General features: G+C 41.9%; 6 protein-coding genes and 1 pseudogene. 2 read left to right on the top strand and 5 right to left on the bottom strand.

Annotated features, from left to right (window positions below; genetic code table 11):
- Positions 1-37 precede the first annotated feature (37 nt).
- The 3 genes from HG267_RS25950 to HG267_RS25940 all read right to left on the bottom strand — a co-directional run bounded on the left by HG267_RS25950 (position 38) and on the right by HG267_RS25940 (position 8,416).
- The gene (locus HG267_RS25950; protein WP_045874927.1) at positions 38-5,011 is read right to left on the bottom strand and encodes an eIF2A-related protein; all 4,974 of its coding nucleotides are present in this window, start codon (positions 5,009-5,011) and stop codon (positions 38-40) included.
- Positions 5,012-5,255: 244 nt separating this feature from the next.
- On the bottom strand, positions 5,256-6,950 hold the full coding sequence (locus HG267_RS25945) for a hypothetical protein (protein ID WP_045870555.1): 1,695 nt from the start codon (positions 6,948-6,950) through the stop codon (positions 5,256-5,258).
- A gap of 98 nt (positions 6,951-7,048) precedes the next feature.
- Entirely contained in the window at positions 7,049-8,416 is a 1,368-nt protein-coding gene (locus HG267_RS25940; RefSeq protein WP_045870554.1) for a hypothetical protein, read from the bottom strand.
- An 891-nt stretch (positions 8,417-9,307) separates the two neighbouring features.
- On the opposite strand from HG267_RS25940, the gene HG267_RS25935 reads away from it, so the two are divergent.
- A complete protein-coding gene (locus tag HG267_RS25935; RefSeq protein WP_052335198.1) occupies positions 9,308-11,449 on the top strand; it encodes a lipoxygenase family protein in 2,142 nt (713 codons plus the stop codon).
- Between the two features lie 697 nt (positions 11,450-12,146).
- Positions 12,147-12,326 (top strand): annotated as a pseudogene (locus HG267_RS25930) (ArsR/SmtB family transcription factor); the annotation flags it as partial.
- A 14-nt stretch (positions 12,327-12,340) separates the two neighbouring features.
- Here the strand turns inward: HG267_RS25930 and HG267_RS25925 are convergent.
- Together HG267_RS25925 and HG267_RS25920 are read right to left on the bottom strand one after the other, a co-directional pair.
- Entirely contained in the window at positions 12,341-13,864 is a 1,524-nt protein-coding gene (locus HG267_RS25925) for a DUF2201 family putative metallopeptidase (RefSeq protein WP_063749814.1), read from the bottom strand.
- A 13-nt stretch (positions 13,865-13,877) separates the two neighbouring features.
- On the bottom strand, positions 13,878-14,879 hold the full coding sequence (locus HG267_RS25920; RefSeq protein WP_045868620.1) for an AAA family ATPase: 1,002 nt from the start codon (positions 14,877-14,879) through the stop codon (positions 13,878-13,880).
- Between the last annotated feature and the right edge of the window lie 52 nt (positions 14,880-14,931).

Here is a 14,931-nt window from a genome sequence, read left to right as displayed (position 1 = left end):
ATGTAGACTGTGTGTGGTTACGGGCGAACTGCAAAGATTAATTTTTGCCGATACCATCGCACAGATGCTGATCATCCTCTTTTACATCCGCGCCATTTTTGAGATAATTTTGTACCCAATCACAAGCACTAACCATCACATCATTTTCGGCTAACTGATTTAAATTCCATAAAATAACTCTACTGTCTTTACTAGCGGTAGCTAAAGTTTTACCATCGGGACTGAAAGCAAGGCTCAAGACCAAATTTCTATGCCCAGAAAGAGTATGTAGTTTGTTCCCCTTTAAGTCCCAGATTACTGTTGTCTCCAAACTAGCAGTAGCAATGGTTTGACCATCACGACTGAAAGCGATGCTATTAACCGTATTTTCATGCATCAGGGGCTTTTGCTTTTCTGTTCCGTTTAGATTCCAGAGTTTTACGATTTTTCCACTAGCAGTAGCAATGGTTTGACCATCAGGACTGAAAATGATGTTATTAACTGTATCTTCATGTTCAAGAGTGGTCTGCTTGTCTTTTCCATCTGGATTCCAGAGTTTTACGATTTTTCCACTAGCAGTAGCAATGGTTTGACCATCAGGACTGAAAGCGATGTTATTAACCGTATCTTTATGTTCAAGGGGGGTCTTTTTGTCTGTTCCATCTGGATTCCAGAGTGTGACAATTTTTCCACTAGCAGTAGCAATAGTCTTACCATCAGGACTGAAGGCGATACTATTAACCGTATCTTTTTGGTCCTGGAAGGTCTGTTTATCTTTTCCGTCTAGATCCCAGAGTTTTATGGTATTGTCTAAACTTGCAGAAGCGATGGTTTGACCATCAGGACTAAAAACGACGCTATTGACTGCTTCATTATGTCCAGAGAGTGTATTTAGTTCTTTTGTGCTTACATTCCAGAGTTTTACGGTTTTGTCCCAACTAGCAGTAGCAATGGTTTGACCATTGGGACTAAAAACGACGCTACTAACTGCATTTTTATGTCCAGAGAGTGTATGTAGTTCTTTTGTGTCTACATTCCAGAGTTTTACTGTATAGTCGGCACTAGCACTAGCAATAGTTTTACCATCAGGACTAAAGGCAACGCTATAGACTGGATTTTCATGTCCAGAGAGGGTAAGTAGTTCTTCTCCCTCTAAATTCCAAAGTTTTACTGTTTTGTCGGCACTAGCAGTAGCAATAGTTTTACTATCAGGGCTGAAAGCAACACTATTGACAAGCTCTTCATGCCCACGGAGAATTATAGGTTCTTGTTTTTCTAACTCTTCTAATTCTTCTAAATTCCAAAGTTTTACCGTATTGTCTGTGCTAGTAGTAGCAAGGATATGACTATTGTTGCTAAAAGTGACATCCTTGACTGAATCTTCATCCTCAGGAGGGGAATATAGTTTTTGTTCTTTGACATTCCACAGTTTTACCTGATTATGTTCATTATCTTCAATCAGAAGAGCAAGGATTTTTCCGTCAGGGCTGAAGGTGATTTTATTGACCGAATTTTCAATCTCAGGAAGGGAATATAGTTTTTGTTCTTTGACATTCCACAGTTGTACCTTCTTGTCTTCACCAATGACAGCAATTGTTTCATTATCAGGACTAAAGGCAACACTATTGACCGAATTTGCAATCTCAGGAGGGGAATATAGTTTTTGTTCTTTGACATTCCACAGTTGTACCTTCTTGTCTTCACTAATAACAGCAATCGTTTTATTATCAGGACTAAAGGCAACATTATTGATCGAATTTGCAATCTCAGGAGGGGAATATAGTTTTTGTTCTTTGACATTCCACAGTTTTACTTTATCATCTGCGCTAGTACTAGCAATGATTTGACTATCGTGACTGAAGATGACACTATATACAGATTCTTGATGCTCTAGAGTACCCAGCTCTTTTCCCTGTAAATCCCAGAGTTTTACGGTTTTGTCATTACTAGCAGTAGCAATAGTTTTACCATCAGGACTAAAGGCAACATAATTAACTAAATCTTGATGACTTGTCAACCGATTGTATTCCCTAATTCCATAAACAGCTGTTTGCAATGCTTGCATCCCATTAGGCTCGCTTGAGTTTTGTTGTCTGAGGATTTTTGCAACCTTAATCCCTTCTATCAGTGCATCCAACTCTTGATGGGAATCAAACAGTGCTAAAGAATGTTGACTCATGGACTCAACTTTAGCTTTTACAGCTTCTCCCTTTTGATAAAAAGCCCAAAGCCCCAAACTAGCACTAACAATCACAGCAACAACTGCGCCACCAGCTACTCCCCAAGCTGTCCTAATTTCTCGACGGCGATGCGCTTCTTTTTCTTGTTCTTGACGCAGGCGCAATTGAATACAAGCATTTACATAGTCAGCCTCAACTTGATTGAGAAATCCAGCTTGCTTGGCTAACACCTGTGCATCATCTAATCTGCCACCACGATGCACTAAATAATTATCATCTTTTTCCTGCTTTTCCCAATCCAAAGCCCCCTGACGAATCGTTTCTCTTAGCTGCAAATTCGTCCTGTTTTCATCTAACCAATTTAACAACCTCGGCCAGTAGCGAATTAAGGCTTCATGGGCTACTTCTACTTCTTCTCGCTTTGTCGAGCCGTCTACGCTGGTAACTACCAATCTAGCGCCTTCTCCGGCTAAACGATTGACTAACTCCTTAATCATTGCAACTGTACCACCCGCAGGTACTAATTCATCTAACCAAACTCGTCGGCGAGTATCTCTGCGTTTCTCTCCCTGGAGGGCGCTGTCATCTAAGCGAGTTAAACGAATGAAAATATTTTTAACTTGCGCTTGTTCTGGCGGTGATAAGGTATTGTAAACATCATCAGCAGTCTGAGCGATCGCCATTTTTACACCACCAATAGCTTCATACTCAAAAGCTTGCAACCATCTACCATGTCGCCGCTTCCACAATTCCAGCAGCGCATGTTGTAATAATGGCATTGCCCCTGGTTCGTCTTTGACTTCATCCAAAATTGTGTTACTTAATCCGGCTTCAAAGCGTAAACCCACTTTGGCGGCTTGCATTTCCATCGCTTTTCGCAACTCAGCATTGTCCATTGGCCCAATTAACTTTTGTCGCGCTTCCATCAATTCTTTTAATTCGCGGTAAGGAGCGCATTCACCCCAAAAGTCTGCCCGCATGGTAATCACAACTTTCTGTTGCTGGGTTAAGTTTAAAACTTGCTCAATAAAAGCTAGACGTTCATTTTCATCAGCACAAAGAGTAAATACTTCCTCAAACTGGTCAATTACTAAAATAGGCGTTTTTTTGATAGTTGCTGCGACATTCCGCTCTCTGGTTAAAGGTAAATAACTACCTGCTGAGTTAGTGACGAGTTCTGGCTTTATTGCCCATTCGCTATCAACAATGGAATGTAATTCTTTTTCTACCCCAGCAAGAGTAGCTTGCAGTTGTGCGATCGGGTTATTATTTGGTGTCATATATGACACTACTAAATTCGGTTCTTTCTCCTGTAGCGCCGGAATCAGCCCAGCTAACACTACTGATGATTTCCCACTCCCAGAAGCACCTAACACCGCTAAGAAGTTATGCTCTCTCAGCTTTTCTTGCAATTGAGCAATTAATTTTTCTCGTCCAAAGAAAAATTCGCGGTTGGACTCGCGGAAAGGATACAAACCCAAAAAGGGACAACGAGCATCATAAGCAGGTGGTTCTTGTCCTAAAGCTAGGGCGTTAAAACTGAGGTCTACTATTTCCTCACAGAGAGTATTTATCTCTGCTAATGCTAGCTCTCGTTCGTAACGGGCTTGTTTGCTTAAGGCTGTAATCTCTGTCCCTAAACAGCTGTATAGTTTCTGGGCTTGCTCTGAAAATCTTTGGCGGAGTGCAGGGGCGCGTTCTGATAATAACTTCTCAAATTGCTCCAAACCATACTGAATTTCGGCGTTAGTGAGTTCTCTATCAAGTTGGTCGTTAAATAAAGGTCGCCCACCCAAGCGGCTAAACAGAGCCGGGACAGTAATATCTTGCCGCTCGGCTAAAGATGCTGCCGCTTCTTGCAGTGCTAAATCTACTTCCCCGGATTTACCCAACTGCTCATAAAATTTCGCCCCTAATGCCAAAGCAGTTTTGACAGTGACTTTCTCCGTCATCGCAATCACCGCCGGCATTCCCAAATCCCGGACTAATCTTTGCCCTAAACCCCCCAATGCCGCTTCTGCTTCTGAGCTAGCACTTTCGCAAGTCGAAAGAAAGGTAAAATGTGGTAGCCCTTTACTGGCTGAGAGCGATCGCAATCTCTCAATTAAGCGCGTTCCTGTGACTGGGTCTACTTTATTCTCCGCTGTTGCCCAGTAGAGAACTGTTTCGCCGCTATCTTGAATCACGCGACTATGACTGACAAAATGCAGCATAGTATACTGCTTTGTTCTATCACTTAAGTGTTTACACAACTCATCAATAGTTGGTTTGCCAATTGCCCCATCGACCGTAGCTAAGATATCACATGGTATTTTCCCCAATGCTTGCCGCACACCTGAGACTGCAGCTTCCACATCAAATGAGTCTAATTTATACCGTTCTATTTCCTGTGGACTAGCTACTAGTATTAAGGCGCGTAAATCTCTCCTGCCAATGGGGGGAAATCGACGGTCTGTAATCGCCGGGATATAAAGTGAATATGGTGTGCGCTGTTCTAAGCTTAATAAATGCCATCCATCATCGATGTTGGCGCAGAGTCTTTCCCAACGTAGGGTTCGGATTTCTTTATCTTCAGCTTCAATAAATAACAATACCCTGACTGTTGCGTCTGAGTCCCGCAAAGCGCTGACAAAAGCGTCTCTGATTTCTTCTTTAAATATTGCTTTCCCGAGAAATGTACCGTAGTCTTTGGGCTGTCCTAATAAGCTGGTGAGTTTTTCTAAGTCTGCTGATGTGAGTTCGAGAATTCCTTCCGAACGCGATGAGAGCAGTTCCCCAGGGCGACTATGTTCTACAACAATCGGCCAGTGGTTTGCTGATTTGCGCTGGATGTTAATCTCGAATGTGTTCATAGTTTTTTAGCTAATAAAGACCTATATAAGATGAGCTATATGCATATACAGCAGATTGTATGTAAGGGCACAGTGCATTGGTGTCAACTTAACGTGAAACCCGCTTTGTAGCAAGGTTTTTACCCTCACCCCCAACCCCTCTCCCGGCGGGAGAGGGGAGCAAGAGATTTAATTCCCCTTCTCCCCCAGGAGAAGGGGTTAGGGGATGAGGGCGAAAGTTTTTGTGCCACGCCCGCCCTATAGGTTATTTCAGCTTTTTCAAAGCCTCTAATAAACTCATTACTCCAGAAATCGCTGCCTCCAGCTTTTCTGTGCGAGTTGCAGAAGCTTGATCGACATTTTGAATAAACTGTTCTAGAGCTTGATTTAAATCTGTCTGTGCCTTTTTAATTGCTGATGTATCACCAGTGCCATCAGAGGTATTTGGTGCAGCAATTGCAGCAGGTAATTTTATTGACTCTATAGTTTGTCGCTCGGAAGCATTTTGGCGATCGCTCACCACCAAACGCACTGCAGGATCGCCGACAATAGCATAACTGCGAGCATCGTTGTTTGCTGTCCACATTCCCGCCAAGCTGACTGGATTGGCTGTCGCGCCAAATTTGATTTCTTCAAGTTCAGTACTCAAATCAGAAGACAGCTCGGCATAGCGTTCATTGAAATACTCAACCGCAGACCCTACAGGATGACCCTCTAACAGCCTCTTTAAAGTACTTTCAAATACTGCTAACTGCTTACCTGTTTTCTCCCAAACAAACGAACAACCCCAAGCTCTTTCCACATGACCAATTACAGCTAAAGCACCGCCGTTGGGATGGCTAAGTAAACGTCGGGGTAAGGGTGCAATAAATGCATGGGGCGCAATAGTGGCTCTTTCATTGGAGCCTTTTTGATGGGCAAACTCATCTAGTTTGGGCGTACCCGCACCGTAACAAGCAAAGTGAAACGCAATTAAGCCTAACAACCGCGCATCAGCGCCAACATCATCTGCTGAAAAGTAAAAGTCTTCTGGTATTGGCTTACCACGCCATTGTATAGGGCCTGGCCAGTCTTGGCACAGTAGGGCACCTTGATGGCGTAATTGTCGTTCATCCCCATTGGGAAAGCCCATACCATGACTACCAGTGAATAACAATGCAGGTGTATCTTCACCGCCTAAGAGTTTCTTAAGTCTGGCTTTGGTGGCTTCTTGTGCCAGGATAGTTTCGACTTTCCAATCTTTTTGCTCTCCTCCCATCCATTCAGCAAGAGGTTGAATTAAGTTCTTCGCACTTAATTGTGTAGCTGCATCACCGCTAGTTTGTACCCCAAAAAAGCTAGCCCGCCGAGGAAGTGAAAACCCTGGACTTTCAGCCTGTACAACGCTCCGAGCATATTGGGCATACTCTTCGGGGGTATCGAAGTAAATCCGACCGACTGCATACTGCACATCAAGTTGGTACTGAAAGCGATAGGGAATTGTTTCAGGATCGCCAACAATCAGCAGATAATAAGGCATTTTTTCTGGATCTGCTGGGCCTGGCCCAACTCCATGACGCGCCAAAAATGCGTTCTTTGACTCACCAGGACGATAACCTCTAGGGCCAGTATATTCCTGATAATAATGGTCGTAATTTTTGGTTGCTTGTCTTTGGCGATGCTCTAGCAGTTCCTTGAGCGCTTCTTTAATGGCGGGATCAGCATTATAGGCAAAAATAACTCCCCAACCTGTTTCAGCGAGATTTTTCGGATCTACTCCTTCTATCGGGGCAAAGTCTGGTTCTAGACCTTTGACATGCAGATCCTTTTTCTTGAGTTCACTAACTTCTATCGGGTCGAAGTTTTCGCCTTGAGCAAGTCTCGCAACTTGTTCCGGCGTTAAAGGAGGTAACAAATATTCCCCGGAAGCGCCATCAATGCCATTGAAATATAGTTCTTCTGTAAGCTGTTCTACACTCATGCTCTTTGTCTCCTGATGTTTGTGCCAGATATGTGTTGTATTGAGAGGGCAGTGTTTACCCTACTGTGATTGAGAATGGTGATCAGAACTCGTAACTGCTAATTAACCAGAGCAGCAGACCAAACAGCATGAGCTACAGCCGGATTATCAATCGCGTTGTGTGCGCCGACAAAAGGATCGGGATTGGGAACAGTAATATAATTACTGCTTTCTAAGTTGTAAATTTTACCTGGTTTAAAATCATAGGATTGGTTGGGGTTGAGCATATCGATATCCGTAATATCCAAATCTTCCCCTTGAATTCCATAGAAACCTATGCCACCCACACCAGGATAGTTTGGTTTGGAAACATCAAAATTGATATCTTGGCCGATTCCTAATCCCATTGTTCCGGCTACAGGATAAGCTACCCTGACGGCATTATCATAGCGAGATTGGGTTGTGATAATCGGCCCAGATACTTTGCGATCGCTAATGATGGGGTGAAAATAACCAGCAAGATTGTTTCTGTAGGGAACCTTGGCTGTGTAAGACCAAAGCGATACAGCTCCCTGAATTAAGGCTAGAGAATTAACTGGGCGCACAAGTCTATTATGATCTTTTGTACCTGCAACTGTTGCCGATACAAAAATAGTCCCAAAGCTATGGCCCATGAGGTGGAATCGGACGCGATCGTCTGCGACTTGTTGCAGTTTGGTCAATAAGTTAAAGCCACTAGTTTGACCGATTTTACGCGCCAGGTCTTTCATTTTCCAGAAAGATAACAATCTGGGTACATTCAAAAACTTATCCCAAGCTGATGCTATAGAATCGCCTATTCCAAAGCTGACTTCTTCGGTATTTTCTTCTAAGCTGGCTTGATATACAGTTTCAGGGTCAAAATTTAAGGGTTCGGTGTTATTCCATTCGGAAGTATCTTCACTTTGATTGCATGAGGATGCTTCTTGAATCAATACCTGATAAGCTGCGGCAACTTCTGGTGGTAAACTTTCTGGTGGCGTGTCATATTCAATAGCCGCACTAAAAATTGTTCTGAGTGCTTCTCTACTAGCTTCTGTGTCTGAAACTTGACGAGCATAATCCTCTATCAAATCATTTAGTTGAGAGTCTGCTGTGTCAAAAGAGGGAAGTTGACCGTTTAAGTTTTCATCTCCCCAAGGCTTACTTGGCCAATGCAACCCAATAAGTAATGGACTAAACCCAGGTTGTAGCTGTTGCATTTTTTGAATGTCAGCTTGGTTATCTGCCATAGCTGCAATCCAGCGTTGGTATTGGTCTTTAGCCGCTGGAATGTCACCTTGCCATCCATGACTCATGAAAAAAACATCTGTAATTGGCTGGCTAGATAAAACATCCAAGATTTGTTGACTAATTAATTTGCCATTTTCTGGGCGTTCGTTGCCTTTCTCATCAAAAGAAATTAGATAGTACTCTAAAGAAGTACCACGTACTTTTTCAAGTGGCATAGGTTAGTCCTTATACATAAAATCTTAGTATTAAACCATACTTTACTTATGGGGATAATACAAGCTTTGTTGACTACGGAAGGATAAAAAAATATACAAAATTTTGTATATTTTGTATAAAAACATACAAAAGAAGAGCCATTAATAAGAATATATGAATTGCCAAAATAGCTGTAAATCGCAATAATCTTGGCTTGTTGACAATTAAATAAAGAGAAATATTTGGCTAATTGCCAGAAAAATCAACTATAAATTCAGATTCACCTCTCTTAAGACAAAAAATATTTTGTCAATACTTATTAATACATACTGACTGCAATTTTTTTTAATGATTAATTATTTTTATAAGATTGTATGTACGCAATGTTATTGTTAAGACATCATTAAATAACCTAGGCAAATATCTGTGTTGAGTATATAAAAGTACAGGCAATGCATTTTCATCTGACAAGGTTAAACAACAATTGCATCCTCTAAGTAAGCAGGCATCATTAAATATAAGTCTTCATCAAGTAGCTTAATTCCGGCAGAGTGGAGAAACAACAAAGCAATTGTAAAAGCTAGAATTGCTATTCTTCTGCTATCGTGCTACGCGAACGAGTTCTCTCAAGTAAGAAGTAGGTTATACCAATTCAAAATTCAAAATTAAGAAAGCCAGATTTCTCAAAGGTTTGAGAGTTTATATCTGTTGCTAAATTTTGGAGAATTGGTATTACTCTTTACAAGACTCTACGCCCAGTGTCTGCTTGAGAAAAAATTATATGCTGGGAAAACAGCATATTATATTTATCCCTGCATACTTAGTCTTCATTAATTACTTATATCCTTGTCAAAATTAATTCCGCTCAACGCTAAACTATCCATCATTATTGATAGCTAAAGAGGAAAAGTATGCTGAATCAAAAAGATTTGCTTTTATTTTTGTACAAGCTTGTAGATCGTTATATATTTACTCAAGGTGATAGGTATGAATACAACTACAACTATCTAAATCCTTTGGCGATGACAGATGTGCCGCAAATGCCATTAATCAATTTGCCTCGCTTACCAAAAGATGAAATTCCCAGCCGCGAGTGGCTACTTTTAGTATTAAAGGCAATGAGTGTTTATAATATTAATAATACTGCTAAAGCTAGTAGCGGCACTGTCTCTTTTAGTACAGATGATGTAGACAGCGATAGCGTTTTTTTAAGCGATAAACTTAATTCTTTAGAAACAATTGAGCAGCAGATAAACGAAGTCAAGACTACAGAAGATGTCAATGATATTGCTTTTCAGCTAGTATCAACTCTCAAAGAAGTTAACGAGCATCTTTCAATTAATGAACAACTTGATGAGTATCGCAATCATCAAGATGCTAACCCAACAGATAGTAATACTCAATTTTCATTTGAAGAAGAGTTCCAAAAAATTGATGTTCAGATTGCTGAACAACTAGAAGAAAATCCAGATAATATTTCATTCGATTTAGATTCTAGCGAACAAATTGCGATCGCTAATCTAAAAAATATCATCAGATATAACGCTCAGTTATTAGAACTTGCTGATATACAGGCTACTGAGAATGCTGAAGATGGCACAAATGTTAACTTTGGTTCTGTGGGAGATAATTATTCTCATACCCTCGAGGATTACGATAACCTATTTCGACTGATAACCAAACCAGAGATTGCTGCAAAATTTCAACAGGATATAGTTTTTGCCTATATGCAGGTGGCTGGGCCAAATCCAGTCATGCTCAAGCAAATCAAAACAGCAGATCCACGTTTACCAATCACTGGCGAACAATACCAACAAATTACCTCTAAAATTATTGGCAAAGCTGATTCTCTAGATATAGCGCTGCAAGAAGGTCGAATTTACTTAGCAGACTATTCTCTATTAGAGGGTATGGTAAATGGGAATTACCCCAGAGACCAAAAATATATTTATGCACCCTTAGGATTATTTGCAGTTCCACCAGTTGGTAGTTCCTCTCGCTCTTTAATACCAGTTGCAATTAAGATTCAACAGGCTCTATTTACACCGCTACATACAGGAACCTGGATGAGTGCTAAGAGCATTTTACAAATGGCAGATAGCAACTACCATGAGGTTTATAGCCACTTAGGTCAAACTCACTTATTTATTGAGCCTTTTGTAGTTGCAACTAATCATTTGTCTAAGGATCATAATCTCAGAAAACTGTTGAAACCGCATCTAGAAGGTACTGTATTAATCAATTATGGCGCTCATCAATCTTTAGTAGCACCAAAGGGTTCTGTAGATAAGTTATTAGCTAGTAATATTAACTCTGACCACGAGCTAGCTGTCAAAGGAGCACAGAGTTGCCTATTTAACTTTAATGAAGTTGCATTTCCTAAGACTCTAGAACGTCGAGGTGTTAACGATCCTAATCAACTACCTGTTTATCCTTACAGAGATGATGGAATGTTGATTTGGAATGCTATCCATGATTGGGTGAAGGGTTATTTAAGCTCTTACTACAGTACAGATGCTTCCGTGCAGAACGATCAAGATTTACAGAAATGGGCTTCGCAATTGGTTTCTCCAACAGGAGGCCGCTTGAAGAATTTTGGTGAGGATGCTCAAGGTAGAATTAAGACGCTCAATTATTTAATTGAGGCTGTTTCAACCGTTATTTTCACTGCCAGCGCTCAACATGCTGCTGTTAACTTTGCCCAACGTGGTTTGATGCTATATCCGCCAGCATTTCCTTTAGCACGTTATATCCCCGCACCAACAGATCCCAATCAGCAAGAAAATTTTATAGATGGTTTACCACCACTAGATAGAGCTACAGACCAGATTAATTTACTATATTTACTTGGCTCTATTTACTATACGAAGTTGGGCGATTACACTAACTCTGATTTTCACTCTTCGCCACGAGTACAAGATGCTTTGAAAAATTTCCAGAAGGAACTTAAAACTATTGAGGAGCAAATTCGGCAACGTAATCAAAGTAGCGAAAGATTATTAGCTTATGAGTATTTGCTACCTTCCAAGATTCCTCAAAGTATCAATATCTAAAAAGAGAATTTGATACTCTCTATGCGTAGAATGCGAGGGGAGTATCAAAACTCATACCAAATCATACCATTTTGGATTTTGGATTTTGGATTGAGAATTAGTCTCTGTGTAAGAGTTCTATCCATCCATCTGTCGCATTCTTTTTTCAAATTGGTATCAAAATATGATTTGGTACGAAAGAACTAATGTTCTCAATAAAAAACTCCACCCAAAAGGGGATGGAGTTTTTGGGCATGGGGAATAGGGCATTGGGCATAGCAAAGAGTTACCAATGCCCCTTGTCGGCAGGCGGCTATCCCTCTCTACCCACAAGGGGATGGAGTTTCCCGCCCAATACTTGTCGGTTAAGGGCAAAAGGCGAAGGGGAAAAGGGACAATAAAAAACCTTTAACCCTTACCCTTTCACCTTTTCCCCAAACCAAATTAAGAGTTGACAATCCTTAACCGAGCAGTATTGGTTTCCCGCCGACTTCTGATGAAGAGTGCTGAATTTAAAAGACTGCTCACAAGGGGGAGCCACTGCGGTGGACGGGTTCAGAGGTAACGGATTATCAAGTAGGGATACGGGTTCTGCAAAGCACTACAGCAAACCCGCAGGGTATTTTGAATTTTAAATTCCTCAGAGGGGTTGACATTGTGGACTAGTACATTTAACCTAGTAGTTAATTAACTGCGCGGTTAAATACATCCAATTTCAATGTCCACTGATCAATTGAGCGTCACCTTTGCCGCCCTTGCCGATCCGACTCGGCGAGCAATCCTGGCTCATCTTGCTTTGGGCGAAGCATCGGTAACAGAGCTAGCCCAACCCTTTGAGATGAGCCTACCTGCCATTTCTAAACATCTCAAAGTGCTGGAGCGTGCGGGATTAATCGCACGGGGTCGAGAGGCTCAGTGGCGACCCTGTCGATTAGAAGCACAAGCGCTCAAGGATGCAGCAGATTGGATTGAGCAATATCGCCAATTCTGGGAACAGAATTTGGATCGTCTAGACGAGTATTTACAACAATTGCAAGCCGAGGATAATAAACGCGATCGCGAATCATAAACTGCGTTCCCTTCTTCAGGAGAAACAAGATGTTGAAACAAAATGACTCCACATCCACTCAGTCTGAACGCGAGATTATCATTACCCGTATCTTCAATGCACCGCGAGAACTTGTATTTCAAGCATGGACAGACCAGCACATTTAATAATCGCACTGCTTCCCCAAAGAGAAACTCATCCAAAGTTAAACCCCCAGGAGTGACGACCCACAACACAGGCAATTCCGGCACTTTATCCGGGAAAGTACCATAACCATCTGTTAAATAAATACACACGCTTTGAGTTTGCCCATCCCAACTGTCTGTAACTTTCTCAAAAAACGGGACAAATGATGTACCTCCCCCACCTTGGGGTTTTGGTAAAGTCAGATTGAGATTGAGTTCGTAGGGGCCATAGGCTTCAGCATCAACGTAATAAAGCTGACATTTTAAATGAGGATAAGCACTTAAAATTCCCTGGACTTCACCTAAAAACATTGACAATTGCTCATGGTCAATTGAGCCACTAGTATCAACAGCTACATATACTTCCACATTTTCTGCTTGCAGAGTTTCCAGATACAGTTTTCGCCCAATAAAGCGACGGTCGAAGCCGGCAAAGTCTGTAGGTGTCTGCACTAGATAACGCCACAGGTAACTACGCCAATCAATTTGCGCGGTGCTTAATGCTCCTAATTCCCGTTCTATGCCGGCTGGTAGTAAACCTTGATTCGTGGTGCGGGCGACGATCGCAGCTTGTTGCAAAGCATTATGCCAGTGGGTTGCCAACACTGCATTTTTTGCGACTGAGAGACTATCGCTGTTACTAGCAGGTACTATCTTTGCATCTGCTTTTCCAGGGTTGGAGAGGCCGTGATTTTGGCTAACATTGTTTGTCTCATCTGGAGTTGTCGCCGATGAGGCATCACTAGGGGCTTCATTGAGTAAATCAGGGTACAGTAATTTTACGGTTTTGTGAGTATCTTTTAATAGCAATTCATAAATTTCTTCGACACTCAAATGCTCTAGTTTAGGTACTCGCAATCCCCCCGGAGGCAATTCAAATACACCCTGTTGGCTAATAATGCCGTTGACTACTATATCTGCGGCAATATTCCACAGTTCAGCTTCCCGCACACCCCGACGGGTTACATGAAGCAGGGCGGCGTGTAACACTTCATGTAGTAGCAGTCCGTCTTGTTGTGGAGTGGGTAAAGCCAGCAGATACTCTGGATTAAAAAATATATCTTTACCGTCAGTAGCAGCAGTTGGTATTTGCACTGATGGAACGAAGCGGGCAAACAAGGCTAGGGTGGCAAAAAATGGCGACTTCATCCGCAAACGCAGCACCGCAGCACTGATAATTCGGGAGCTATTTTGATTATTCATCGGTTATGTCTGGTCACAAACCCACTAATTGCTGAAAATCTTGGAGAAATTGCTGTAATTTGGCATCTTTCTGGACTAATTGAGCTAGGGTACCCAGATTTCCCTTACTCCGCATGACTCGAAATAAATCTACAGCAAACAATTGCACCCATTCGGCAGTAGCAACTTGACTGAGCCACAGAAAAGCGTTGTAAGCTTGGTTTGCGTCAGCCGCACGTACTGTTAAACCGATAGCTGTGGCATATTTAGTACTTGGTTCTTGTGGCCAGGTAATGCGATCGCCTTGACCTGCTAAAATCAACTTCAGATTCGGCAGAGTCTTGTAAAGGTCGGTAAAAGCTTGAAACTCACTTGCAGTAGCCACTCCCACTGCTGGTGTAATATCTAATTCTGCTTGGTGTAGCGCACTTGCCATTTCCCAAGAACGAGGCGAAGGCCAAGCAGGTTGCTGCGGATCGATTTTGTGCAACAATGTGGGGCGAAAGGAAATAAAGGCGATAATTTGCTCGTGTATGCCTTTTTCTAAGGCATAGGCTTTAAAGCTATCAAAATCAGCTTGCACTTCCAAATGTAAAAACCTATTTGCTAAAGGTGCAGGCATATCAAACACAGCTGCGCGGTCTTCTTTACGATTGCCAGCAGCCCAAACAAACCAATCGGATGGCAAAACATAAGAACCGACTTTTCTATCTAAAATCAACTGTTGAGCCACTCCTTGCATTGCTGGCGGTGCCATATTGAGTTCATCGAGAAATAAAATACCTTGACCGCCACGAGGGAGAAATTCTGGCGGATACCATTTAGATATCCCATCTTCGGCAACGGGTAAACCACGCAAATCAGTTGGTGCAAGTTGGCTGAGGCGTACATCTGTAAACTCAATCTCAAACTCTTGAGCTATCTGCTTGACGATGCTCGACTTTCCAATACCAGCCGCCCCCCAAATCATCGTACTAATTTGCAAGTTTTTACTGATTAGATTATTCAAATATGCTTTTAACAGAGCAGGAGTCATGGATTTTTGATTAATACTGATGTTTGTTTCTCAGTATTCCCATCCTTCTCAT

Source organism: Tolypothrix sp. PCC 7601 (assembly GCF_025677855.1).
Lineage (GTDB): Bacteria > Cyanobacteriota > Cyanobacteriia > Cyanobacteriales > Nostocaceae > Aulosira > Aulosira diplosiphon.
This window is presented reverse-complemented; position numbering and strand designations above follow the sequence as displayed.